This window comes from Arthrobacter sp. P1_B3 (genome assembly GCF_056406615.1).
The window spans coordinates 52,578-75,737 of record NZ_JBFTZV010000013.1 but is presented as its reverse complement, the minus strand read 5'-3'; the positions used below and the strand labels follow the sequence as shown (position 1 = coordinate 75,737).

23 protein-coding genes and 1 riboswitch are annotated in these 23,160 nt (G+C 67.7%); of the genes, 6 read left to right on the top strand and 17 right to left on the bottom strand.

Annotation, left to right across the window (positions count from 1 at the left end):
• Positions 1-95: 95 nt before the first annotated feature.
• Positions 96-704 carry a DUF305 domain-containing protein gene (locus AC1D2F_RS14600; protein ID WP_229993124.1) on the bottom strand — a complete coding sequence of 203 codons (609 nt, stop codon included), beginning with the start codon at positions 702-704 and terminating at the stop codon, positions 96-98.
• 246 nt (positions 705-950) lie between these two features.
• On the opposite strand from AC1D2F_RS14600, the gene AC1D2F_RS14595 reads away from it, so the two are divergent.
• The gene (locus AC1D2F_RS14595; protein ID WP_229993123.1) at positions 951-1,247 is read left to right on the top strand and encodes a hypothetical protein; all 297 of its coding nucleotides are present in this window, start codon (positions 951-953) and stop codon (positions 1,245-1,247) included.
• Positions 1,248-1,467: 220 nt separating this feature from the next.
• On the opposite strand, the gene AC1D2F_RS14590 is transcribed toward AC1D2F_RS14595, so the two are convergent.
• The 7 genes from AC1D2F_RS14590 to AC1D2F_RS14560 form a co-directional block, all read right to left on the bottom strand.
• Positions 1,468-2,922, bottom strand: coding sequence for a multicopper oxidase family protein (locus AC1D2F_RS14590; protein WP_229993122.1), 1,455 nt, complete (start codon positions 2,920-2,922; stop codon positions 1,468-1,470).
• Between the two features lie 8 nt (positions 2,923-2,930).
• Complete coding sequence (locus AC1D2F_RS14585; protein ID WP_229993121.1) at positions 2,931-3,188, bottom strand: SHOCT domain-containing protein; 258 nt, start codon at positions 3,186-3,188, stop codon at positions 2,931-2,933.
• A gap of 137 nt (positions 3,189-3,325) precedes the next feature.
• Entirely contained in the window at positions 3,326-4,513 is a 1,188-nt protein-coding gene (locus AC1D2F_RS14580; protein ID WP_229993120.1) for a glutamate--cysteine ligase, read from the bottom strand.
• A gap of 62 nt (positions 4,514-4,575) precedes the next feature.
• Entirely contained in the window at positions 4,576-6,099 is a 1,524-nt protein-coding gene (locus AC1D2F_RS14575) for a UDP-N-acetylglucosamine 1-carboxyvinyltransferase (protein WP_229993119.1), read from the bottom strand.
• Positions 6,100-6,236: 137 nt separating this feature from the next.
• On the bottom strand, positions 6,237-7,040 hold the full coding sequence (locus tag AC1D2F_RS14570; RefSeq protein WP_229993118.1) for an energy-coupling factor transporter transmembrane component T family protein: 804 nt from the start codon (positions 7,038-7,040) through the stop codon (positions 6,237-6,239).
• A complete protein-coding gene (locus AC1D2F_RS14565) occupies positions 7,037-8,638 on the bottom strand; it encodes an ABC transporter ATP-binding protein (RefSeq protein ID WP_229993117.1) in 1,602 nt (533 codons plus the stop codon). The genes AC1D2F_RS14570 and AC1D2F_RS14565 overlap by 4 nt, the downstream gene beginning before the upstream one ends.
• 44 nt (positions 8,639-8,682) lie before the next feature.
• Positions 8,683-9,330 (bottom strand): ECF transporter S component, encoded by a 648-nt coding sequence (locus AC1D2F_RS14560; protein ID WP_229993116.1) that lies wholly within the window; start codon positions 9,328-9,330, stop codon positions 8,683-8,685.
• A 66-nt stretch (positions 9,331-9,396) separates the two neighbouring features.
• A riboswitch (TPP riboswitch) is annotated at positions 9,397-9,540 on the bottom strand.
• Positions 9,541-9,728: 188 nt separating this feature from the next.
• On the opposite strand from AC1D2F_RS14560, the gene AC1D2F_RS14555 reads away from it, so the two are divergent.
• Both AC1D2F_RS14555 and AC1D2F_RS14550 read left to right on the top strand, forming a co-directional pair.
• The gene (locus AC1D2F_RS14555) at positions 9,729-10,274 is read left to right on the top strand and encodes a heme-degrading domain-containing protein (RefSeq protein WP_229993115.1); all 546 of its coding nucleotides are present in this window, start codon (positions 9,729-9,731) and stop codon (positions 10,272-10,274) included.
• A gap of 41 nt (positions 10,275-10,315) precedes the next feature.
• Positions 10,316-10,579, top strand: a complete 264-nt coding sequence (locus AC1D2F_RS14550) for a DUF4235 domain-containing protein (RefSeq protein WP_229993114.1) — start codon at positions 10,316-10,318, stop codon at positions 10,577-10,579.
• 76 nt (positions 10,580-10,655) lie between these two features.
• Here the strand turns inward: AC1D2F_RS14550 and mnhG are convergent, their stop codons facing one another.
• Genes mnhG through AC1D2F_RS14520 form a run of 6 tightly spaced genes read right to left on the bottom strand, consistent with a single transcriptional unit; the run spans position 10,656 to position 17,105 of the window.
• Positions 10,656-11,057: a monovalent cation/H(+) antiporter subunit G gene (gene mnhG / locus AC1D2F_RS14545; RefSeq protein WP_290369343.1), complete on the bottom strand. Its 402-nt coding sequence runs from the start codon at positions 11,055-11,057 to the stop codon at positions 10,656-10,658.
• Positions 11,047-11,325 (bottom strand): MrpF/PhaF family protein, encoded by a 279-nt coding sequence (locus tag AC1D2F_RS14540; RefSeq protein WP_090579929.1) that lies wholly within the window; start codon positions 11,323-11,325, stop codon positions 11,047-11,049. Before AC1D2F_RS14540 ends, mnhG begins: the two co-directional genes overlap by 11 nt.
• Complete coding sequence (locus tag AC1D2F_RS14535) at positions 11,322-11,867, bottom strand: Na+/H+ antiporter subunit E (RefSeq protein ID WP_229993113.1); 546 nt, start codon at positions 11,865-11,867, stop codon at positions 11,322-11,324. Before AC1D2F_RS14535 ends, AC1D2F_RS14540 begins: the two co-directional genes overlap by 4 nt.
• The gene (locus AC1D2F_RS14530) at positions 11,864-13,495 is read right to left on the bottom strand and encodes a Na+/H+ antiporter subunit D (RefSeq protein WP_476967012.1); all 1,632 of its coding nucleotides are present in this window, start codon (positions 13,493-13,495) and stop codon (positions 11,864-11,866) included. The genes AC1D2F_RS14535 and AC1D2F_RS14530 overlap by 4 nt, the downstream gene beginning before the upstream one ends.
• Positions 13,492-14,094: a Na(+)/H(+) antiporter subunit C gene (locus AC1D2F_RS14525; protein WP_229993111.1), complete on the bottom strand. Its 603-nt coding sequence runs from the start codon at positions 14,092-14,094 to the stop codon at positions 13,492-13,494. Before AC1D2F_RS14525 ends, AC1D2F_RS14530 begins: the two co-directional genes overlap by 4 nt.
• Positions 14,091-17,105: a Na+/H+ antiporter subunit A gene (locus AC1D2F_RS14520; RefSeq protein ID WP_229993110.1), complete on the bottom strand. Its 3,015-nt coding sequence runs from the start codon at positions 17,103-17,105 to the stop codon at positions 14,091-14,093. The genes AC1D2F_RS14525 and AC1D2F_RS14520 overlap by 4 nt, the downstream gene beginning before the upstream one ends.
• A 236-nt stretch (positions 17,106-17,341) precedes the next feature.
• Here AC1D2F_RS14520 and AC1D2F_RS14515 point away from each other — a divergent pair, with 236 nt between their 5' ends.
• Genes AC1D2F_RS14515 through AC1D2F_RS14505 form a run of 3 tightly spaced genes read left to right on the top strand, consistent with a single transcriptional unit; the run spans position 17,342 to position 20,465 of the window.
• A complete protein-coding gene (locus tag AC1D2F_RS14515; RefSeq protein WP_229993109.1) occupies positions 17,342-18,742 on the top strand; it encodes an MFS transporter in 1,401 nt (466 codons plus the stop codon).
• Between the two features lie 38 nt (positions 18,743-18,780).
• Positions 18,781-19,263: a cation:proton antiporter regulatory subunit gene (locus AC1D2F_RS14510; protein ID WP_229993108.1), complete on the top strand. Its 483-nt coding sequence runs from the start codon at positions 18,781-18,783 to the stop codon at positions 19,261-19,263.
• A 5-nt stretch (positions 19,264-19,268) separates the two neighbouring features.
• Positions 19,269-20,465, top strand: coding sequence for a cation:proton antiporter (locus tag AC1D2F_RS14505; protein WP_229993107.1), 1,197 nt, complete (start codon positions 19,269-19,271; stop codon positions 20,463-20,465).
• A 63-nt stretch (positions 20,466-20,528) separates the two neighbouring features.
• Here AC1D2F_RS14505 and dcd read toward each other — a convergent pair whose 3' ends face one another.
• The 3 genes from dcd to AC1D2F_RS14490 all read right to left on the bottom strand — a co-directional run bounded on the left by dcd (position 20,529) and on the right by AC1D2F_RS14490 (position 23,147).
• Positions 20,529-21,104, bottom strand: coding sequence for a dCTP deaminase (gene dcd / locus AC1D2F_RS14500; RefSeq protein ID WP_090579904.1), 576 nt, complete (start codon positions 21,102-21,104; stop codon positions 20,529-20,531).
• A 92-nt stretch (positions 21,105-21,196) separates the two neighbouring features.
• A complete protein-coding gene (locus tag AC1D2F_RS14495; RefSeq protein ID WP_229993106.1) occupies positions 21,197-21,643 on the bottom strand; it encodes an SRPBCC family protein in 447 nt (148 codons plus the stop codon).
• Positions 21,644-21,836: 193 nt separating this feature from the next.
• Entirely contained in the window at positions 21,837-23,147 is a 1,311-nt protein-coding gene (locus AC1D2F_RS14490) for an MFS transporter (RefSeq protein ID WP_229993105.1), read from the bottom strand.
• Positions 23,148-23,160: the final 13 nt, after the last annotated feature.

Here is a 23,160-nt window from a genome sequence, read left to right as displayed (position 1 = left end):
TCAAGCAGGTCTGGGCCAACGCAGGTCTGGGCCAACGCGGGCGGGGTGGCCGGGAAGGCCCCGGTCCGAAAACCGGACCGGGGCCGGGACGCGGGCTAGAGGTTTGCCAGCAGGGCCTTCATTTCCTGGATTTCAGCTTCCTGGGAGGTCACGATTGCCTTGCTGAGGATGAGGGCTTCCGGGTTCTTGCCTTGGCTGCTTTCAGTCTTGGCCATCATCACCGCGCCCTCATGGTGGGCGATCATCCGGGTCAGGAACAGCTTGGCCGCATCGGTTCCCTGGGCGGCGTCGAGCTTGGTGAGATCGTCACCGCCCATCATTGCGTCGCCCATGCTGTGGCCGCCGGCCATCTGGGTGGGTTCGTTCCAGGTCTTGAGCCAGACCGTCATCTTTTCGATTTCGGGTGCCTGTGCAGCCTTGATCTTCGTGGCGAGTGCGGTGATCCGGGCGTCCATGCCCTGCTTCTTGAGCATCATGTCGCTCATTTCCACGGCCTGGGCGTGGTGCGGGATCATCTCCTGGGTGAACATGGTGTCTGCCGCGTTGTGGTCCGAGGCGGCGGGGGCCGGGCTGGACGACATGCCCATGCCGCCGCTCATGCCGGGCATGGTGCCGGCGGGTGAACTTCCGGAGTTGCCCGCGCAGCCGGCAAGGGCGATGGCGGCGGCGATGCCAAGGGCAGAAATGGTCAGGGTCTTCTTCATGGGGGTCAAGTCCTTCAATAGCCAAAATGGCGTTGTTGCACGCCTGCGGATGGCACGCCCGCGCCGGGGGAAAAATCCGGCCGGAACGTGTGGGGTAAGGAGGGGCGCCGGGCACCACACGGCAAGGCCCCGTCTTACGTCCGGCTGATGGACAGATCGCCCGGCGAAGGACTTGCGGGCAGATACGAGTAGGTCAGGATCGCGCCGCCGGCGCGCGCGTCCGGGTTGTGGAGCGACGCCGGAGCCATGCCGGGAGGGGGCGCGGCCAGGGAGCCCGCGGCCGCCGACGGCACGCAGGCCGGGTGCATCGACGCAGGATCGGTGCAGCTCGACTGGCACACACACGACGCCGATGGCAGGGCGGCCCTGCCGCTACCTGTCAGCCCGGGACCCGGACTGGTCGCAGGCGGCGGAGCCATCGCGTCATGGGCAGTTGCCCCGGCCCGCGGGGAATGGGCCGCGGGATCGGATGCGAAACTGTGTGCCGTCTGGGAGGACAACCCTGCGGGGTCCGTGGAGGAAGTCACCGCCGTCATGGCATGAGCGCCATGCATACCGGTCATGATGTGCATCCCTAGGAATCCGGCCATGACGGCAAGCAAGCCCACGAGCAGGAATCCGCGGCGAAGCGCGGCTGCGGCATGGTGCATGGACGCTGCGGCCATGGCATTCTCCCTCCGGACAGCAGTGATCGGATGTCGGACAGGCTAAGGCTACATGCCGGGTGTTGGCCGGGCCGTTGCCGGGACACGTGCTGCCGTGCCTAGCGGACCTCGATCACTCCCATCATTCCTTGGTCCTCGTGGTCCAGGATGTGGCAGTGGTACACGGAGCGGCCGGCGAAATCCTTGAAATTGATCCTGACTTTCACCTGTCCATTGGCGGGCACGTTGACGACGTCCCGCCAGAGGGGTGCGTCCGGGGTGGTGCCTCGTGCCTCGATGATCTGCATCGGCCAGACATGCAGATGAAAAGGATGGTCCATCGGGCTGGGATTTATCAGGGTCCACTCTTCCACTGTCTGCGCGGCCGCGGTGGTGTCGGTCCGGCTTGCGTTGAATTCGCGGCCGTTGATGGTGAAGCTCATCATGCCCATCCCCATACCCATGCCGCCGGCGGCGAAGGTCAGCTGCCTGTGCGCGGCAACGACCGCGTTCCTCAGGTCCGCCGGCGCAGGCTGAGTTGGCACCGCCGGTGGAGCCGGGGCCGGGGCGCCGGACACCGACAGCGTCGCCAGCACGATGTCCGCTGTGCCCTGGCCGCCGTTTGGCGCTGGCCCTGCCGGTCCCATCATGCCGGCCATGCCGCCACGGTTGTAGTAGGCAGCCCTGAGAGTGGCGTCGCCCGCGGCCGCTGTGACCAGGACATCCGCACGGTTGCCCGGCGCCAGCAGCAACTCGTCCACAGTCCCGGGCGCGGGGTAGCGGCCGGAGTCCATGCCGCGAAGCTGCATCTGCTGCCCATCCAGGCGCAGCCGCAGGTAGCGGGCCACGCAGGTATTCACGATGAGCCACCGCTCACGCTCGCCTGGCCGGGCGGAGAGTTTCGGGTTGCTTTGTCCGTTGACCAGGACGAGGTCACCTTCCCGGCCGGTCATTCTGTCCATCGGCGAGGCGTCGGCGACGGTCCCGGACCCGTCCAGGGTGATGTCGGAAATGACCATGACACGTTCCCGGCTGGTGGCCACGGGGTCAGGGTCCTCGACGATGATCGCGCCAAACAGGCCAGCGAATATCTGATCCGCCACCATGCCGTGATGGTGGGGGTGGTACCAGTACACGCCGGGCGGGTGGTCCGCGGGGAGGCGGTACTCGTAGCTGAACGAGTGGCCCGGCTGAACCACAACAAACACGTTGTCTCCGTTGCCCTGGGGAGAGACGTGGAGTCCGTGGACATGCAGGTTGGTCGGGACGGCCATGCTGTTGACCAGCTCGACGGCCAGCACGTCTCCACCCCGCAAGCGCAGGGTTGGGCCGGGTACTCCTCCGTTGTAGCCCAGCGCCGATGCCTGTTGGCCGCCGAGCCGCACCGAACCCGGGGAAGCCTCGAGCCGGACCTGCAGCCGTCCGCTGCTGCTGCGCAGCGCCTCCGGCTCAGTGAACTCAGCGCCCGCTACGGGGGAGAACCGGGAGCTCACCGTCCACCAGAGCCCGGCCCCGCCGGCGACGATGCCTGCCGTGCCGAGGCCTCCCAGCAGGAGCGCATCCCGGCGGCTCATTGGGCGCACTACTGGTCCTCGGCGAGAACCTTTAGCTGCTCACGGTATTGCTCCGCGGTCAGCTCACCCCGGGCAAAGCGTTCATCGAGGATCTGCCGGGCCCGGCTCCTGCCCGGGTAGGGCCCCGGCGGTCCCTGCATCCCGCCCTGACTCCCGCCTCCGGCAAACATGCGCACCGCGACCAATACCAGCAGCGCTATTCCAACGAGCAGGAGGCTGCCCCACAGCCACATCCAGCCCATATTCATGCCATAGCCCCACATCAAGACCGGCGCCCTTTCGCCTCAGACCATTGATATTCAGATTCTTTGGCCAGCCCTGGACCACCGGTAGAGTCCGAAGGCCTCCTCGCCGGGGAACCCCGTCGCCGTCGAGACCGTGGAAGGCCGTGCGGCCATCCGGTTCAGCCCCGGTGCAGCCGGTCCAGGGGCACGTTCCCGCCGAGCGGTTCCCCGGTGGCAGCCCCTTGGGTCGTCACCTCGACGGCCCGTTCGACGACGGCGGCCAGCCCGCCTTCCCGGTGAGGGCCCCGCTGCAGCTGCGAGCCGGTGCCCTCCGTCAGGATCCTGTCGACGCCTTCGCGCACCAGATCCAGCTCGCCCTGCTCCTCCAGCACGGGGGCCACAAAGTCCACGAGCGCCCAGACCACATCCGCGGCCGGGGCCGGGGTGAACGTTCCGAAGTCCAGGAGCTGTCCGCGGAGTCCGCAATTGCTGGCCTGCCACGCGGCCATCCGCAGCAGCAGCGTGGGCACCGGGGCGGGGTCGACGCCGTCGTTCCATTCCCGCGCCGCGGACTCCACGAGGGCGCGCACCAGCACGGCGATCAGCGCCGCGTCCTCGGCCCGCAGACAGACGTCGGCGACCCGGACTTCCACGGTGGGATGCAGCCGGGCCAGCCGTGCATCGAAATAGACCATCCCCTCGTCCATCAGGACGCCGCTTTCCACCAGCCGGGTGACCAGCCGCCGGTAGACGGGCAGGCTGCCGAAGATCATGGTGGGGCCTGACCCCGGCCAGCGGTTCCACGCCTGCGTGCGGTAGCTTTCGAATCCCGTCTCCGCGCCGTTCCAGTACGGGGAATTCGCGCTGAGGGCGAGCAGCACTGCAAGCTTGTCGCGGATCCGGTCCATCACGGCCACGCCCTCCTCCGGGGACTCCACAAAGGTGTGGACGTGGAGGCCGCAGGTCAGCTGGTTCCGGACCGTGAGCCCGAAGCGTTCCTGCATGGTCATGTACCGCTGATTCGGTGTGAGGTGCGTGGCTGCGCCTTGGGGCGAGGTGGCCAAGGCTGCGACGCGGCCGCCATGCGCGCGGGCGGCCTGGTCCGCCCGGGCCCGGCTCTGCCTGAGCTGGCGGAGAAGTTCTGCGTAGTCCAGGCAGGGCCGCGTCTGGGTCTCAATCTGTTCGAGTTTGAGCTCGTAGCTAAAGTCGGCGCCCTCGTGGACCGGTTGCTGCCCTGGGAGAACTTGGGCGGCGTCCTGCCTCTTTGGCGGAACCAGGCTGGGCAGCATCAGGTCGGCGAGGGCAAGCAGCATCCCCGATTCGGGGTCCACTATCAGCAGTTCTTCCTCCACGCCGAATGTGCGCATGAATCTATTGTGCGTCACGATCCGCAGAAACGCCCCTACACCAACACGGGATCAGTCTGGGATCAGTCTTGGAAGTACTCGATCTTCGCGCCGATGGTGTTGAGCCGTTCGGCCAGGTCCTCGTAGCCGCGCTCAATGACATAGATGTTCCGCAGCTCCGAGACGCCGCGGGCCGCCAGCATGGCCAGCAGCAGGCAGGCGGCGGGGCGGAGGGCCGGCGGGCAGCCAACCTCGGCGGCACGCCACTTGGTGGGCCCGTTGACGTATATCCGGTGGGGATCGAGCAGCTGCACCTGGGCGCCCAGTTTGTTGAGCTCGGTCAGGTAGATGGCCCGGTTCTCGTAGACCCAGTCATGGATCATGGTCTGGCCGTGGGCGTTGGCGGCGATCACCGCGAAGAACGGCAGGTTGTCGATGTTCAGGCCGGGGAAGGGCATGGGGTGGATCTTGTCCTCCGGCGCCCGCAGCTCCGAGGGCTTGGTGGTGACGTCCACCAGGCGGGTGCGGCCGTTGCGGGCAAAGTATTCCCCGGAAACCTCAAGTCGCTGGCCCATCTGTTCTAGCGTGGCGAGTTCAATTTCCATGAACTCGATCGGGACGCGGCGGATGGTGACCTCCGAGTTCGTCACGATGCCGGCGGTGATGAGGCTCATCGCCTCGATCGGGTCCTCGGACGGGAAGTATTCGATGTCGGCGTCGATCGACGGGCGGCCGGTGATCTCCAGCGTGGTGGTGCCAACCCCCGCGATTTCCACGCCGAGCATCTGCAGGTAGAAGCAGAGGTCCTGCACCATGTAGTTGGGGCTGGCGTTGCGGATGACGGTGGTGCCGCGGCGGTGGGCTGCGGCCATGATGGCGTTCTCGGTGACGGTGTCGCCGCGTTCGCTCAGCACGAAGGAGCGGTCATGACCGTCCGACGGCGGCGCCTGCACCGCGTAGAACCCGGATTTCGCCTCCACGCTCAGGCCGAACTGGCGCAGTGCCTGCATGTGCGGCTGCACGGTGCGGGTGCCGAGGTCGCAGCCGCCGGCGTAGGGCAGCCGGTAGGTGTCGGCCTCGTCCAGCAGCGGGCCCAGGAGCATGATGACGCTGCGGGTCCGGCGGGCCGCCTCCACATCCATGGATGCCAGGTCCAGGACCGCGGGGCGGCGGATCTGGAGGTCGTTCGCGTTGAGCCAGGTGCACTCGACGCCGATGCTGGTCAGCACCTCCACGATCCGGTTGACTTCCTCAATCCGGGCCAGCCGGCGCAGGGTGGTGGTGCCGCGGTTGATGAGGCTGGCGCACAACAGGGCGACGCCGGCGTTCTTGCTGCTGTTGACGTCCACCGCGCCGGCGAGTGTGCGGCCGCCCTCGACACGGAGGTGGGTCATCTGGGGCCGGCCCACCTTGACGATGCTGTGTCCGACGATCGCCTCCAGTCGCTGGATCATCTTCAGGCTCAGGTTCTGCTTGCCCTGTTCCATCCGGGCGATGGCGCTCTGGCTGGTGCCGAGCTCGGCGGCGAGTTGTCCCTGGGTCCAGCCCTTCGCGCCGCGGGCTTCGCGGAGCAGGAGGCCTACGTGTTCAGCAGTCGGTTGAGTCATGTCCCGAAAATATCACGGATGATTTATTAACCCCCGGCATTCCCGCCGGAGTGCCGTTAATCTCACAGGGATACCCGCATCATGCGATACCCGGTGGCTTGCGACGCGCTGCGGTGCCGGAAACAGTGGGCGGCGCGCTACTGGCGCGCGAGGAAGACGAGGTTCCAGGTGCCCGAGCCGAGGGCCGCTGCGACGGCGGCTGCCGCGATGCCCAGTCCGCCCAGCAGTACCCAGACGTCGAGTCCGCTGTACGTGGACGGCCTGGCCCAGGTCCGCGCCGCGCCGCCAAACCCGCGGGCCTCCATGGTCACCGCGAGCCGTGAAGCGCTCCGGATCGCCTGCACCAGCAGGCCGAAGCTCTGGCCCAGGGCGGCGCGGAACCGCTGGTAGGGGTTGCCGCTCGATCCCACGCCGCGGGCCCGCCGGGCCATGCCGATCGTCTGCCATTGCTCGGCCATGATCCCGACCAGCCGCATGGCGGCCAAGGTGCCCAGGACGAACCGGTGCGGCAGTTTTGCGTTCTGGGCCAGGGCGTCGGCAAGGTCTGTGGGGTCCGTGCAGCTCATCAGCAGCACCGCAGGCAGTGCGATCGCGAGCCCGCGGAGCATGAAGCCGATCCCCAGCTGCAGGGAACCGGCGCTGATGGACCAGATCCCGGCGTCGAGCAGGACGGATCCGGCGTCGGGCGCCAGGATGGCGGTGCTCCAGCCGCCCAGCGCCGCCGCGAGGATCAGCGGCCAGCCGCGCTGCCACAGCAAGGCCAGGGTCAGGCCGGCCAGCGGCAGGAGCAGCAGTTCGAAGGCCAGCGCCACCGACGCCGAGACCCAGTCAATGGACAGCGCCAGGACCAGCGTGATCAGGGTGACCGCGGTGAACTTGGCGAGCGGGTTGGCGCGGGTCAGCAGCGCATGGTTGCCGCGCAGGCTCAGTGCGTCCCTCATGGCGAGGCCCCCTCCGGCAGTTCAAGATCCGGGCCGGGAGCATCCGCGGCGGCAGTTTCCCGCGGCCGGAGTCGGAGTTCGGTGCCGCCGAGGACGGCGCTGAATTCGGCGTCATGCGTCACGGAGACGACGGCGGTGCCGGCGTCGAGCAGCTCGGACAGGAACGAGGCGAGTTCGGCCCAGGTATTGGCGTCCTGGCCGAAGGTGGGCTCGTCCAGGACGAGCACCTGCGGGTGCGCGGCCAGCACGGTGGCTACCGAAAGGCGGCGCTTCTCGCCGCCGGAAAGCGTGTAGGGGTTGGCCTCCACGAGTTCGCTGAGCCGCAGCCGTTCCAGCAGCTCGTCCACGCGGTCTGCGCCGTAGCCGAGGTGGCGGGGGCCGAACATGAGCTCGTCCAGGACCTTGCCGGTGACGAACTGGTGCTCGGGTTCCTGGAACACGGTGCCTATCCTGGCGATCAGCTGCTGGGCCTTCCACCGGTACGGATCGGTTCCGGCATCACCGCTGAGCTTCGGCGCGGCCGAGACCGTTCCGGCAACGGGCCGCAGGAGCCCGGCCAGCGTCAGCGCCAGGGTGGACTTCCCCGCGCCGTTCGGTCCCGTGATGGTCAGGGCCTCGCCGGCGTGGACCTGGACGGAAACTCCGGACTGGACCGGACGCGGCGCGATCGTGCGGAAGCCGTCGCGCAGCCCGGCCCGCCGCGGCCGCTCGCGTGACACCGCGAGCCCGTCGGCCGCGAGCAGGAGCTGACCTGCGTCCCGTGCCGGCAGCCGCAACCGCGTCGCCGGGACGTAGCCCGGCACCCAGACGCCCGCACCGATGAGCATGTCCCGCGCCTCGGCCAGGACCCGGTCCGGCGGTCCGTCAATCAGCACGGCGGAGTCCGTGGCGGACCCGGGCTGCAGCACCACGATCCTGTCCACCAGGTCTTTCCAGACCCCCACCCGGTGCTCCACGACCACCAGGGTGGCGCCGGTCTTGTCCAGGCAGCGGCCCACAGCGTCGCGGACCTCCAGGACGCCGGCGGGGTCGAGGTTGGCGGTCGGCTCGTCGAGCAGCAGCAGCCCCGGCCGCATCGCAAGGATCCCGGCGAGCGCCAGCCGTTGCTTTTGTCCGCCGGAGAGTGCCGACGTCGGGTGGTCCAGCGGCAGCCGGCCCAGCCCGACGTCGTCGAGTGCCTCGCGCACGCGCGGCCAGATCTCCGCCGCCGGGACGGCGAGGTTCTCCGCACCGAAGGCGACGTCGTCGCCGAGGCGGGAAAGCACCACCTGGGTTTCCGGGTCCTGCTGCACAAGCCCGGCGCGGCCGCGATGCGCCCGTGGCGGGGCACCGTCGATCAGCAGGCTTCCGGTCTCGTCTGAGTCTTCGGAGTCGCCGGCCGGCCCCGAGGCGCCGGCCGCGCCGTCGCCCAGCACGCCGGCCAGGGCGTGGAGCAGCGTCGATTTGCCGGCGCCGGAGGGGCCCAGCAGGAGCACGCGCTCCCCCGGCCGGATGTCCAGCTCAAGGCCGCTGACGGCGGGCCGGGGCCTTCCGGCGTGCCGCCAGCCCCAGCCGCGGGCCGTGACGGCGGCCGGCCGGACGCCTGTTGAAGATCTCATGGGTGCTCTGCAGAGTTCAGGATAAGAGGGTTCTGGAGAAGCGATCAGGAGAAAACAGGCTCCGTGGCGGCCTTGCGGGAGGCAAAGGAGCCCAGCACTCCGGTCTTGGCCAGGCCGCGGGTGGCGAGCCAGGACAGTCCGCCGGCAATCACTGCGCCGGAGATTGTGGTGAAGGCGATGTAGGCGAGCTTGTCCCCGGCTGCGTAGGCGATGTTCCAGCCCCACGGCAGGAAGGAATCGTTGAGGCCGCAGAACAGGCCCGCGCTGGCTCCGGCGAGCAGGGACACCGGCAGGTTGAACTTCTTATAGAGGAAGGCCGCGAAGACCAGTTCCGCGCCGAGGCCCTGCAGGATGCCGGAGATCAGCACCGTGGTGCCGTACTGCGAGCCCATGATGAGCTCGCCCGTGGCCGCGACGGTTTCGCAGAAGAGCGCTGCGCCCGGCTTGCGGATGATGAGCATGCCCAGCACCGCCGGGATCATCCAGCCGCCGGCGTAGAGTCCGCTGAGCGGCGGGTAGAGCGCGTTGACCGGGACCGAAATGAGGTTCGCGCCCTGGGACCAGGCCCAGAAGATGACGCCGCCGGCAACGGCGATCAACGCGGCCACCACAATGTCCACCACACGCCAGGTGTAGTTGCGCCGGGCCGATGATGGGCTGGCGGAACCATGCTGTGCTGAAATATCTGTCATGTCGTCCTCCTGAGGAACAGGAGGGGAGGGTGCTCCGGCCGGCTTCGGCTTCCGCCGCCCTCCGCGCACCCTGAGAACTCGACTCCCTTGCGCCGGTACTAACCGGATCAGGTTCGAGGGTCTGCGGCTGCCCGCACTCTCAGCGCCCACCTAAGGTTTCCCCGGATTTTTCCGGTGATGCCCGACGGCGGCGCTCCCCTGTCGTAAATTGTTTCGCCCTTGTGGGCTGGCTCAGTTTACACCCGGAGGGCCGGGTTTTCAGTGGTGTGCCGTCACAATCCGGGACGGGGCAAAGCAGGTCTCCGCGGCCGGGAACGCCCCGCTTGGTAGAGTCGACGTGTCGGACACCCGGACCCGCCAGCGGGCGGCCTCGTCACCCACCGGAAAGCTGGATTATTTTGACGCAGACACCAGCCACACAAGATCCCTCCGGGGAATACGACCCTGACTCGAGGGAGCCGCAGCCGCAGGGATCCCTGGCGGTGCTCATCGGCCGGGTACTGGCCGAGATGGACGCGCTCCAGTTCGCGTCGTTCAGCAAGGACGACGCCCTGGACCTCGGGCTCCTCCTTGTCGAGCTGGGCAGGCAACGCTCGCTGCCCATCGCGGTCGACATCACCAAGGGCGAGCAGGTGCTCTTCCACGCAGCGCTGGACGGTGCCACGCCGGACAATGAGCGCTGGATCAACGCCAAGAAGCGGACCGCCATGCGGTACGAGGTCCCGTCCCTGCTGGTGGGCCTCCGGGCCCGCGCTGCCGGCGGAATGATCGAGGACAACGCCTGGTGGGACCAGACGGAGTTCGCCGCCCACGGCGGGGCGTTCCCCATTTACGTGCGCGGCACGGGCGCCGTCGCCGTCGTCACCGTCTCCGGCCTGCCCCAGAAGGCGGACCACGAACTCGTGGTCGAGGCCCTGCGGATGGTCCTCACACCGGAACGCTAGGCTAGGGAGAGACCCTGTTCCCGTCCCAAGGAGACCGAAGAATGAACATCATCATCAAGCTGCTCGGCACCGGCATCAGCCTCCTGGCCGGCTTTGCCGGCACCAAGCTGGTGGACACCATCTGGGAAAAGTCCACGGGCAACAAGCCGCCCAAGGGCCACGACGACGACGTCCCCACCACGCTGCGCTCGGCCCTGACGTTCGCCCTGATCTCCGCATCGGTCAGCGCCATCATCCAGGTGCTCGCCAACCGCGGCACCCAGCGCGCGATCACCCGCTTCGCCAAGACCCAGGACATCGTCTGACCGGACTCGACTAGCGGCGGCGCCGGTCGAAGCGTCGGTCGATGTGCCGGGCTGCCGCGCCGGTCACCGAACGGGCTCAGCGGCCGGCTTCGTCGTCGTCGTCCACTCCGTGTTTGGCCGCCTGCTGGCCCGCTGCCTGTTGAACTACGGCCTCGAGCTCGTCGGAGCTCAGCAGCTCCGGATGCAGGTGCTTGGTCCGGTAGCCGGCCCGGCCCACCATGTGGGCCGACACGGGGACGGTGAGCAGCTGGAAGAGCCAGGCCACCACCAGGACGGGCCACACCCACCAGCTGCGCATCTGCAGGCCAAGCGCCGCCAACAGCAGGAACAGGCCGAGGACCTGCGGCTTGGTGGCGGCGTGCATCCTGCTCATGAGGTCCGGGAACCGCAACAGCCCGATCGCGGCGCCGAGTGACATGAGCGCACCGGTCACCATGAACACGGCGGAGACGGCATCGATCACTGTTTCAGGATTCACGGACGCTCTCCCTTCTCTCAGCCACGAACCGGGCCACAGTGACCGAGCCGACGAACCCGATGAGGGAAATCGCAACGAGCAGCATCAGGTTGTTGAGGTGCCGGTTGACGGCCATGTCGATGCACAGGGCCGCCCCGAAAATGGCGAGCAGCACGTCGGCGGCGAGAACCCGGTCCAGCAGCGAGGGGCCCCGCCCGATCCGGACGATCGCCCCCGCGGCGGCCAGGGAAAGTACGACGGCGGTCACCGTCAGGACGGTCTGCATCATGCGGCGATCTCCTGTGTGAGGGCGGACAGTTCGTCTTTGGTCCCCATGATCCTGATCAGCCCGGCCTCGGTGTCCCGGACCTCCTTGCGCAGCTTGGCCGCGTCCTCGGCATTGCGGACGTTGATGCCGTGGATGTAGAGCGTGGACGTTGACCTGTCCACCTCCACCACGAGGGATCCCGGAATCAGCGAGATCACATGCCCGGTGGCAGTGACCAGGAGGTCGGAATGGCTCCGGAGCGGCACGGCGACAATGGCGCTGACCACGTTGGGGCCGCGGACCACGGCGAGGTACAGGACCTGGAAGCTTGCCGCGACGACCTTTCCGAGGAAGATGAGGGCGAAGGGCACGGCGCGGAGCACGTTGAAGCGGCCGCCGAGCTCCACGGGGGGCAGATAGAAGATGCGCGCCACAAGCACGGCGATGAGGGCCCCGAAGAGGAGATTGCCCGGGCTGAAGTTCTGCCACAGCGCGCCCCAGACAAAAACGAGCCACACCAGCAGCGGCAGTTCCTGGCGCAGCGAGATCCTTTTCCGGTTCATTTGCCGCCACCCTGCAACTCGCCCTGCCCGGGCTGGGCCGCCGGAGGCACCGGCGGCACCGGCGCGTCCTCGCCAAGCACGGCCTGGATATAGGAGGACCTGTCCAGCATCTCCTCGGCGGACTGGTCGGCCACCCTGAACAGCGGCCCGGCGAAGACGGTCAGGGCCACGCCAAAGACCACCAGGCCCAGGGTGGAGCCCACCATGGTGCGGGGCAGCAGGGTCACGTTCGTCCTCCCGGCCCGGTCCCCGGTGGCGGAGTCGGCCGGTGCCGCCAGGAGCACCGGATCGGGGTGCTCAGCGTCCTCGGGCTTGCGCCAGAACGCCCGGTTCCAGACCCTCGCGATAGCCAGCAGGGTCAGCAGGCTCGTCAGCACGCCACCGATCACCAGGGCGTAGGCCAGCGGTGTGCCCAGTTCGACGCCTGCCTGTAGCAGCCCCAGCTTGCCCAGGAAACCCGAGAACGGCGGGATTCCGGCCAGGTTCATGGCGGGAATGAAGAACAGGACCCCCAAGACCGGGGAGAGCTTGGCCAGCCCGGCCACGCGGTCCATGGATGAGCTGCCGCCGCGGCGTTCAATCAGGCCGGTCACCAGGAACAGGCTGGTCTGGATGGTGATGTGGTGGGCCACGTAGAACACCGCGGCGCCCAGGCCGGCCACCGTGGACATGGCCAGGCCGAACACCATGTAGCCAATGTGGCTGACCAGCGTGAAGGACAAGAGCCTCTTGATGTCGCTTTGGGCCAGGGCGCCGAGGATACCCACCACCATGGTCAGCAGCGCCGCGACCATGAGCGGGGCGTTGAGCGCATCCCCCGGGAAAAGCAGCGTCTCCGTGCGGACCATCGCATACACGCCCACCTTGGTCAGCAGCCCGGCAAACACCGCGGTGACGGGGGCCGGTGCAGTGGGGTAGGAGTCGGGGAGCCAGAAGGACAGCGGGAAGACGGCGGCCTTGATGCCGAAGGCCACCAGCAGCATGACGTGCAGCAGCGTCCGGGTGCCTTGGTCGAGGTCCCCGAGCTTGATGGCGAGATCCGCCATATTGATGGTTCCGGTGGCGCCGTAGACCATGGCGATCGCGATCAGGAACAGTACCGAGGACACGACGGAAACCACCACGTAGGTCACGCCGGCCCGGATGCGCGGGCCCGTGCCGCCGAGGGTGATGAGCACGTAGCTGGCCGTCAGCAGAATCTCAAAGCCGACGTAGAGGTTGAAGAGGTCTCCGGAGAGGAAGGCGTTCGACACCCCGGCCACGAGGATCAGGTAGGTCGGGTGGAAGATCGAGACCGGCGCGTCGCGGTCGCCGTCGGCCATGCCCTGTCCCGTTGCGTAGATCAGCACCGCAAGGCTCACGGTCGAGGACACCACGAGCATGAGCGAGGAGAACTGGTCCACCACCAGCACGATGCCCCAGGGCGGCAGCCAGCCGCCGATGTCCACCGCGGCCGTCCCGCCTTCCCAGACGGAGGCCAGCAGCCAGCACTCCAGCAGCAGGGTCAGGGTCAGGACGGCGATGCTGATCGCGCGCTGGGCCCGGGTGTGATGGATGAGCAGGAACGTCAGGGCGGCGCCCAGGATGGGGAGTACGACGGCGAGCGGGGCAAAGCTGGTGATGTTCACTCTTCGCCTCCTTCCGGGCTGGGGTCAACGTTCAGGGAACCGGGCTGCTCTTCAGAGGCGGCCTTGTCGGCCCGCACGGGGCGGTCACCGGACATGACCGCGGCCGTGCCGTTCCCTGTGCCGGGAGCGGGAGCGGAGGCTGTGGCCTTGTCTATGGTTCCGGCGCCGTCGGAGCCGACCATGGCCAGCGGGAACTCTGACGTCTCGGCCGGGATCACGGAGTCGTCCTCGGCATCGAAGCTGGGCGTTTCTGCGACGCGGCGGTCCTCGGCGTCGTCCTGGATTTCATCCTGGCGGGCCAGGACCCAGGTGCGGTAGATGATGCCCAGCATAAACGCCGTGACGGCGAAGGAGATCACGATCGAAGTCAGGATCAGGGCCTGCGGCAGGGGGTCGTTGTAGTCCCCCGCCGGGGTGTCCTTGTCGAAGATCGGCGCCAGCCCGGCGTAGCCGCCGGTGGCGAGGATCAGCAGGTTGGTGGCGTTGGCCAGCAGCATGAGGCCCAGCAGGACCCGGGTGAGGCTGCGTTCGAGGATCAGGTAGATGCCGCAGGCGTAGAGGGCGCCCATGACCGTCAGCAGGGTCAGGTTGACGCTCATGTTCTCCCCCTGGAGGTGGTTTCGGCGTCGTCGGCCTCGACGGGGGCCCCGGCGGGGACTCCGCCGCTGTCCTCGTCTTCGGAGGGCTCGGCGGGCTCTTCGAAGTGCTCGTCGATTTCCGCACCGAGGCTGCGCAGCACGTCCAGGACCAGCCCGACCACCACGATGTACACACCGATGTCGAAGATGGTCGAGGTGACGAACTTGATGTCACCGAAGACCGGCAGCCACAGCTCCACGATGGCGCTCTGGAACACCTGGCCGCCCAGCAGCAGCGGCGTCATTCCGGCGGCCGCCGCCGTGGCCAGGCCTATCCCCAGCAGGGTGCCGGCGCCGACGGGCGTGGCTTCGCGGAGTTCGAAACGGCCGCCCGCCAGGTAGCGGATGGTCAGGGCGAGGCCGGCGGTGAGGCCACCGGCGAAGCCACCACCGGGCAGGTTGTGGCCGGCGAGGAGCAGATAGAGGGAGAACACGATGATCGAGTGGAAGATGAGGCGGGTGACCACCTCGAAGATGATCGAGCGGCGTTCAGGCGCCAGGGTCCGGCCGGCCACCAGCCAGGCGTCGCGCGTCGCGGCAGCAAACCGCCGGTTCATCGCCAGGGCGGCATCATCCCTGGTGCTGCCCCTGGCTCCGGTCCGCCGGCCCACGGTCCCTTCCTCGACCGACGCGGACGTCTGGAGGCGGTCGCCGCGGCCCCGGACGAAAATAAGGCTGGCCACGCCGGTGGCGGCCAGGGCAAGGACGGAGATCTCGCCAAAGGTGTCCCAGGCCCGGATGTCCACCAGGGTCACGTTGACGACGTTGAGGCCGCCGCCGCCTTCATAGGCCAGTTGCGGGAACTGCAGGGAGACCGGCGCTGCCACCCGGGCGCCGAGGGCGTAGATGGCCACGAAGATCATGGTGACGCCGAAGGCCAGGCCGATCACCACGCGGATGACCCGGTATCTGCCGCCGGTGCGGTCCCGCAGCCCCGGCGGAAGGCTCCGCATGGCCAGCACGAACGCCACCAGGATGATGGTTTCGACCAGCATCTGGGTCAGGGCAAGGTCCGGGGCCCCCTGCAGCGCGAACATCAGGGCAATCCCGTAGCCGGTGACGGACACCATCAGGACGGCCAGGAACCGTTTGTTGGCGCGCACCGCGGCCAGCGCCCCGATCACGATCCCGGCGCCGGCCACCAACTGCAGCGGCGCACCGGGATCGATGAAATACAGACCCTCCGGCAGCGGCTTGTTGGCCATCAACAGCGCCGTCAGCGGCAGGACGAACGCCACGGTCAGGATGACGGAGAGGTAGAAGAACAGCGAGCCTCGCTGGGTGCGGCCGGTGATCCAGACCGCGGCGTCGTCCAGGGCGCCGATCGTGTGCTGGTAGGCGCGATCGCTGTCGATCCAGCCCGGCACCAGTGCCTGCAGCCGGGCCACGGCGTTGCGGCCGTAGAACATGGCCAGGCCCAGGACGAACGTCACCGCGGTCAGCCCCAGGGCCGGGGTGATGCCGTGCCACAGCGCCAGGTGCCCGGGCGAGGACGTGGAGCCGTCCACAAACAGCTCCGCATAGGGCTGGATCCAGCCGTCCACGGGGGCGGGCCATAGTCCGTAAAGGACCGTGAGGAGGCTCAGGATCGCAGGCGCGGCCAGGAAGGCGGGTTTGATCGGTTTGAAGGACGTGGGCTCCACGCCGGGCTTGACAGCGAAGGCGCCCCACATGAACCGGGCGCTGTAGGCGAAGGTCAGGACGGAGCCCAGGACCACACCTCCCAGCAGCCAGGGCCCGGTCCCGGACTCCGAGCTGTATTGGATGAAGGCCTCGTACACCGATTCCTTGGCGACGAAGCCGGCCAGCGGGGGTACGCCCGCCATCGAGGCCGCGCCGATCGCCGCGACGATCGCCAGTGCCCGGGCCGAGCCGTAGACGCCGGAGAGCTCGCGGATGTCCCGGGTCCCGGCCTGGTGGTCGATGATTCCCACCACCAGGAAGAGCGTGGCCTTGAACAGCCCGTGCGCCAGGAGCAGGGCTAGCCCGGCGAGCGCCGCCTCGGGGGTGCCCAGGCCCACCACCATGATCATGAAGCCCAGCTGGCTCACGGTGCCGTAGGCGAGGATGAGCTTGATGTCGGTCTGCCGCAGGGCCCGGTAGCCGCCCACCAGCATGGTGGCCAGGCCCAGGCCGAGGACGATCGGCAGCCAGGGCGCGGTTTCCGCGAATCCGGGGGCCATCCGGGCAACCAGGTAGATCCCGGCCTTCACCATGGCCGCGGCGTGCAGGTACGCGCTGACGGGTGTGGGGGCGGCCATCGCGCCGGGGAGCCAGAAGTGGAACGGCACCAGGGCGGATTTGGTGATCGCACCGATCAGGATGAGGACGACGGCGGCGCTCACGGCCCCGCCCGCGGGGCCGGCGACAAGGGCGGGTGCCTCGTCCACGATGGCCTGGATCCGGTAGGTTCCGGCCGTCGAACCGAGGATGATGAGCCCCACAAGCATGGCCAGCCCGCCGGCGGTGGTCACCACCAGCGCCTGCAGCGCCGAGCGCCGAGCGGAGAGCCGGGTGCGGGCGTAGCCGATCAGCAGGTAGGACAGCACCGTGGTCAGTTCCCAGAAGATGAACATCAGCAGGAGGTCATCGGCGGTAACGAGGCCGAACATCGCACCTGCGAAGGCCAGGAGCTGGGCCCCGAAACCGCCGAGGTACTCGTCCTTGTTCTCGAAGTAGCGGGCGCAATAGACCAGCACCAGCGCACCCACTCCCAGCACCAGCAGGGACATGACCCAGGCCAGGGCGTCCATCCGGAACGCGAGATCGAGCTGCAGCCCGGGAATCCAGGGCACCACTTCCGTGATCGCCCCGTCTGGAACTGAATACACTGCCTCATGCTGCAGGAGCAGCCAGATAAAGGAGGCCGCGGGGACCGCGGCCAGGGCGAAGAACGAATTCCTGCCAAACTTTCGGAACAGCAGCGGGGCCACAGCAGCCACCGCAAAGTGCACGGCAAGGACTGTGATCACTGGTATCTCCGCAACGTCAGAAAAGTCGATTGTCAGCAAGTTGGAGCAGGCGGGTCATTTGTTAGGTTCGGTGCCGACAGTTTACCAAGCGTGTACAAATTCTTTTGGCAGGGACACCGGCCGCTGAACAATTCGAAGCCAAAGCGGCGCCGGAGCTTACCAATGCCGGGCAAAACCCGCCGGAGACCCTGCACGCTGCCCCGCGGAGGAGACCCTGGGCAGTTACCATTCAGGCTATGAATACTGCCGCCGCCCCAGAGGCAATGCGCCCCTCGGAACTGGAATCGGGAAGCCCTGTCTCGCACAGGGGCCGGGTCCTCGCGTGGGCCGCGTGGGACTGGGGTTCGGCTGCCTTCAACGCCGTCATGACAACGTTTGTTTTCACCGTCTACCTGACCTCCAAGGCATTCGGCGGGGAGGACCAGGCCTCGGCGGTCCTGGGCGCCGCGCTGGCGGCCGCCGGTGTTGCCGTCGCCCTCCTGGCCCCGGTCACCGGGCAGCGCTCGGACACCGGGGGCCGGCGGAAGCTGTGGCTGGGAGTCAACACGGCCGCCGTCGCGCTCCTGACCGGGCTGTGCTTCTTCGTCTTTCCCCGGCCCGACTTCCTGATCCTTGGCGTCACGCTGATAGCACTTGGCAACGTCTTCTTCGAATTTGCGGGGGTCAACTACAACGCCATGCTCACCCAGATCTCCACCCCGCACAACATCGGCAAGGTCAGTGGCTTCGGCTGGGGAATGGGGTATCTCGGCGGCATCGTGGCGCTGCTGATTGTGCTCCAGCTCTTTGTCCAGCCCAGCTTCGACTGGTTTGGCGCCTCCACCGCGGACAGCCTGAACATCCGGCTGGTGGCAGTGTTCTCGGCCCTGTGGTTCTTCATCTTTGCCCTGCCGGTGCTGTTTGCGGTGCCGGAGCTGCCACGCTCCGAACGGGGCGCGGGCATTGGGTTCCTCGCCTCCTACGGCCTGCTGGTCCGGCGTATCAAGGCGATCTACCGGACCAGCCCGCACACCATCTACTTCCTCCTCGCGAGCGCCATCTTCCGGGACGGGCTGGCCGCGGTTTTCACCTTTGGCGGGATCATCGCGGCCGGCACCTTTGGCTTCGAACTCAAGGACGTCATCTTCTTCGCGATCTTCGGAAACGTCGTGGCGGCCATCGGCGCCATCCTCGGCGGCTTCCTGGATGACAAGATCGGGCCGAAGTCCGTGATCATCGCGTCCCTCGCCGGCCTGCTGGTGGCGGGCACGGCAATCCTGGTCCTCGGCAACGGGAGCTACGAGTTCTTTGGCATGGCCTGGGCCGGGACCACCACATTCTGGATTTTCGGCCTGCTGCTGTGCCTCTTCGTGGGACCGGCCCAGTCGTCCTCCCGCGCCTACCTCGCCCGGCTCGCCCCGCACGGCGAATCCGGCGAGCTCTTCGGCCTCTACGCCACCACGGGCCGGGCCGTGAGTTTCCTCGCCCCCGCCCTATTCACCCTGTGCATCACAGTCGCCGCCCCCTTCGTGGAAGCCGGCGAGGCCCAGCGCTGGGGCATCCTCGGCATCATGGTGGTGCTGCTCACGGGCCTGCTCGTGCTCCTCCCGGTCAAGGCCCCCGACCAGACCGAAATCGCGGTGGTCCCCGAGGGGTGACGCGGCCGAAAAGCCGGTTCGCGCACTAGGCTGATCATATGAACGTGGATGAGACGGACCTCCCCGGCCTCGGCCGGCGCAAGGACTTCATGACTGCCTCCGGACGCCGGATCGGCGTGGTCGAATACCGGGAGGGCCAGACAGAACTCATCGTCTCGACCTGGGACGATCCTGACACCTGCCAGGCCTCCGTCCCGCTGACCGCGGACGAGTCCGCCACCCTGGGCAACCTCCTGGGCGGCCAGCGCCTTGCAATGAAACTCTCCGAAGCCCACCGGGAAATTCCCGGCATCGTCACGCGCCAGTTCTCGATCAGCGCCGAGTCCCCCTTCCAGAACCAGCCGATGGGCAAAGCGTGCATCCGGACCCGCAGCGGGGTCTCGATCGTGGCCATCATGCGCGAAGGCGAGGTCCTGCCCTCCCCGGGACCCGACGTCGTCCTTCACCCCGGTGACCTCCTCGTTGCGGTGGGAACGCAAGAAGGCCTGGACACGGCGGCCGGCATCCTGCGCAACGGATAAGCGGCATGGATCCGCTCGCCCTGACCCTGATCGAGCTGGGGGCCGTCGTCTTCTGTCTCGGCCTGCTGGCCAGACTGGCCGGGCGGATCGGCATGTCGCCCATCCCGCTCTATCTGGTGGGCGGGCTGTTCTTTGGGGCCGGCGGCCTCGTCAAACTCGAAGGCATGCACGAGTTCGCCCATCTTTCCGCCGAGATCGGCGTGATCCTGCTCCTGCTTATGCTTGGACTGGAATATACGGCGACCGAACTCGTCACCGGGCTGCGGCGGTCCTGGCAAGCCGGCATCCTCGATCTGCTGCTCAATTTCCTGCCCGGCGCAGGGCTCGCGGTGATGCTGGGATGGGGCGTCGTGGGGGCGATGGTGATGGGCGGCGTCACCTACATTTCTTCCTCCGGGATCGCGGCCAAGGTGATTACCGATCTCGGCCGGATCGGCAACCGGGAAACCCCGGTGGTCCTGTCCATCCTGGTCTTCGAGGACCTGGCCATGGCCGTGTACCTGCCGGTCCTGACCGCCACCCTGGCCGGCGTCAGCTTGCTGATGGGCCTGCAGACCGTGGGCATCTCCCTGGCCGTCGTCACCCTGGTCCTGGTGGTGGCCCTGCGGCACGGGCACCACGTGTCCAAGGCCGTGCACAGCGAGAACTCCGAGGTGTTCCTGCTCAACCTGCTGGGCGCGGCGCTTCTTGTGGCGGGGCTCGCCGCCGCCATGCAGGTTTCCGCGGCCGTCGGAGCGTTTATGCTCGGTATCGCGATTTCCGGCGCCACGGCCCACAGCGCCACCCGTGTCCTGGAACCGCTCCGTGACCTCTTCGCGGCGATCTTCTTCGTTGTCTTTGGCCTCAACACAGACCCCCGGTCCATCCCGCCGGTCCTTGGCTGGGCCCTGCTGCTGGCCGTGGTGACGGCAGCCACCAAGATGATCACCGGGTTCTGGGCCGCCAAACGGGCCGGAATCGGCGTTCCCGGCCGTTACCGTGCGGGGGCCGCCCTGATCGCGCGAGGCGAGTTCTCGATTGTCATCGCCGGCCTGGCTGTCGCCTCCGGCGTGGTGCCCTCGGATCTGGCAGCCCTCGCCACCGCCTACGTCCTGATCATGGCGATCGTGGGGCCGCTGGCCGCCCGCTTCGTGGAGCCGCTGGTCCGGGTCCTGCGCCGTCCGGTGAGGGGACCCGCGTTCAGGACCTCCGGCCCGGCGTGATGCTGCCGCCGGTACGAGCCGCGGCGCTGGATGTCGGCGTCAGATTACAGCGCCTGAAATGGGCTAGATGTCGGTGAGGTGGAAATTCAGGTGGCTGCGGCTGGCAGTGGGACCGCGCTGGCCCTGGTAGCGGTTGCCGTATTCCCCCGAACCGTAGGGGTGCTCCGCGGCGGAGGACAGCCGGAAGAAGCACAGCTGGCCGATCTTCATGCCCGGCCACAGCTTGATGGGCAGCGTGGCCATGTTGGACAGTTCCAGCGTGACGTGGCCGGAGAATCCGGGATCGATGAAGCCTGCCGTCGAGTGCGTCAGCAGGCCGAGCCGGCCAAGGGAGGACTTGCCCTCGAGGCGGGCCGCGATGTCATCCGGCAGCGTCACGGTCTCGTAGGTGGAGCCAAGGACAAACTCCCCCGGGTGCAGGATAAACGGCTCGCCGGACTCCACTTCCACCAGGCGGGTCAGCTCGGGCTGCTCTTCGGCCGGGTCGATGTGGGCGTATTTGTGGTTATCGAACAGCCGGAAGAACTTGTCGATCCTGACGTCCACGGAGGACGGCTGGACCATGGCGGGGTCGAACGGTTCGAGGACAATCCGCTCGGAGTCAATTTCGGTTCGAATGTCGCGGTCAGAGATCAGCACAGGTTCAAAAATACCGCACGGCGCCCTGCCGGGCCGCACGGACGGACGCAGCCGCCCAGTGTGACATCCCCGGGGCGTCTGCACCCAGACGTCTATTCCGCGGCAGGCATATCTTCGAGGAGGGACTTGAGCCGTTCGAGCTGGCCCACCTCGGCCTTCATCCGCCGGCGGAACGGGCTGGTCATCCGGACCATGAATCCCTTGGGCTCGTAGTTCAGGGCGAAACGGACGCGGGTACTGGGACCCTCCGTGCTCAGGTAGTAGCCGCCGTGCGGCCGGGCAGGGCCGACGAGGACCTGGTACTGGATCTCCGCGCCCGTCCGGGCCGCGATGATTTCGAAGTCCGCGGCCACGGGACGTCCGCCGGGCCCTGCGACCGTCTGCCGGTACACAGCACCTTTGGCACCGGCGGCGCCGGAGAGCAGTTCCACGCTCCTGACCCCTTCCCGCCACAGCGGCAGATGGACCGGGTCCAGGAGGAAGTTGTACACGCTCAGGGCGTCACGGTGGATGATGACGTCGTACTCTGCGAATGCCACGAAAATCCTTGCTCGGCGGACGGCAAATGGGCGTAGCCCGCTTCCCCCGAACTGCAGCTAACCATTTCAGGATAGACAGCAAGGCCCGCCCCGCGCGGCTGCGGGACGGGCCTTTATCGAAGAGTTATCGCCCCCGGACTGCATCCAGGCTGCGTGTCGCTCAGTGACTGCTTCGCAGGGGCTGCTACAGGGACTACTTTTCGGTTAGCTTCGGCACCGAGAACACCACAATGGCCCCGATCACGGCGAACGCTGCGAACATGTAGAAGTTGAGCTGCCAGCCGAAGGCCATCCCGGCAATCAGCCCGCCGATCAGCGGCCCGCAGATGGCGCCGATGCGTCCGATGCCCAGGGACCAGCTCAGGGCGGTGGCACTCAGGGACTGCGGGTAGTGGGTGGCGCAGTAGCCGCCCACCAGGATCTGGGTTCCCACCGAGCCGAGGCCGGCGAAGGCGACAATGACGAGCAGCATCGCCAGCGGCAGCTGGAGGCTCAGCATGAGGATCGCCACGAAGGCCAGGATGAAGGAGCCGGTGACCACCTTGCGGATGCCGATCTTGTCCGCCAGCACGGAGGCGCTGATGGAGCCGACTATCGCGCCGGCGTTGAGGACCAGCAGGAACGTCAGGGCATCCCCGAGCTGGAAGCCGGCCTGGCGCATGATCTGCGGAAGCCAGGTGTTCAGCCCGTAGACCAGCAGCAGCCCGCAGAAGTTCGCGAGCGCAAACAGGACGGTGGAGCGGAGCCACTTGCGGGTGAACAGGGTCTTCATGGCTGACTTCGGCGCCTCGGCACCGGTCTTGACGTCCTCTGCGGTGACGATGTCCGAGTAGACCAGGCCGTAGCGGTCCGCGGTGGCCCTGGCTTCTTCGATGCGCTGTTTGCGGGCCAGGTACGCCACCGATTCGGGCAGGACCTTCCAGGCGACGGGGAGCAGGGTGAGAAGAGGCAGGGCGCCGATGGCGTACATCCAGCGGAAGTCGATGTGCGGCAGGAGGTTGATGGCAAGCAGCGAGGCGCCGACGCCGCCCACGGAGTACCCGCTGAACATCACCGCGTTGGCGATCTGGCGGCGCTCCTTGCGGGCGTATTCGACCGTCAGCGCAATGCAGGTCGGCACAATGCCCCCCAGGCCCAGGCCTGTCAGGAACCGCAGGAAGCCGAACACCTCGGCGGACGGCGCGAAGGCCGTGAGCAGCATGCAGATGGAGAACCACGCGATGCAGGCGAGCATGATGCGGCGGCGGCCCAGCTTGTCTGTCAGGATGCCGACCGAGAGCGTGCCGACCAGCATGCCCACCAGGGCGAGGCTGCCGATCAGGCCGGCCTGCGCGGGGGTGACGCCCCATTCCTGGAATTTCAGGATCGTGGGGACGGTGGATCCGTAGACCACCAGGTCGTAGCCATCAAAGACGATGGCCAGGAAACACAGGATGAGGACGGCGTGGCCCTTCCAGCGGGTCGTGGCCTCGTTGCGCAACTCAGTCGACATTGACTGCGTCATGGATCTACCTCTC

Excerpts from the sequence above, each read along its gene's own strand:
- AC1D2F_RS14580 (WP_229993120.1), bottom strand. The coding sequence starts at position 4,513 with ATGCGCACATTCGGCGTGGAGGAAGAACTGCTGATAGTGGACCCCGAA.
- AC1D2F_RS14595 (WP_229993123.1), top strand. The coding sequence starts at position 951 with ATGCCGGGAGGGGGCGCGGCCAGGGAGCCCGCGGCCGCCGACGGCACG.
- AC1D2F_RS14535 (WP_229993113.1), bottom strand. The coding sequence starts at position 11,867 with ATGAACCGGAAAAGGATCTCGCTGCGCCAGGAACTGCCGCTGCTGGTG.
- AC1D2F_RS14510 (WP_229993108.1), top strand. The coding sequence starts at position 18,781 with ATGAACGTGGATGAGACGGACCTCCCCGGCCTCGGCCGGCGCAAGGAC.
- AC1D2F_RS14515 (WP_229993109.1), top strand. The coding sequence starts at position 17,342 with ATGAATACTGCCGCCGCCCCAGAGGCAATGCGCCCCTCGGAACTGGAA.
- AC1D2F_RS14560 (WP_229993116.1), bottom strand. The coding sequence starts at position 9,330 with ATGACAGATATTTCAGCACAGCATGGTTCCGCCAGCCCATCATCGGCC.
- AC1D2F_RS14490 (WP_229993105.1), bottom strand. The coding sequence starts at position 23,147 with ATGACGCAGTCAATGTCGACTGAGTTGCGCAACGAGGCCACGACCCGC.
- AC1D2F_RS14540 (WP_090579929.1), bottom strand. The coding sequence starts at position 11,325 with ATGATGCAGACCGTCCTGACGGTGACCGCCGTCGTACTTTCCCTGGCC.
- AC1D2F_RS14590 (WP_229993122.1), bottom strand. The coding sequence starts at position 2,922 with ATGAGCCGCCGGGATGCGCTCCTGCTGGGAGGCCTCGGCACGGCAGGC.
- AC1D2F_RS14600 (WP_229993124.1), bottom strand. The coding sequence starts at position 704 with ATGAAGAAGACCCTGACCATTTCTGCCCTTGGCATCGCCGCCGCCATC.
- AC1D2F_RS14575 (WP_229993119.1), bottom strand. The coding sequence starts at position 6,099 with ATGACTCAACCGACTGCTGAACACGTAGGCCTCCTGCTCCGCGAAGCC.
- AC1D2F_RS14525 (WP_229993111.1), bottom strand. The coding sequence starts at position 14,094 with ATGAGCGTCAACCTGACCCTGCTGACGGTCATGGGCGCCCTCTACGCC.
- AC1D2F_RS14505 (WP_229993107.1), top strand. The coding sequence starts at position 19,269 with ATGGATCCGCTCGCCCTGACCCTGATCGAGCTGGGGGCCGTCGTCTTC.
- AC1D2F_RS14565 (WP_229993117.1), bottom strand. The coding sequence starts at position 8,638 with ATGAGATCTTCAACAGGCGTCCGGCCGGCCGCCGTCACGGCCCGCGGC.
- AC1D2F_RS14570 (WP_229993118.1), bottom strand. The coding sequence starts at position 7,040 with ATGAGGGACGCACTGAGCCTGCGCGGCAACCATGCGCTGCTGACCCGC.
- AC1D2F_RS14550 (WP_229993114.1), top strand. The coding sequence starts at position 10,316 with ATGAACATCATCATCAAGCTGCTCGGCACCGGCATCAGCCTCCTGGCC.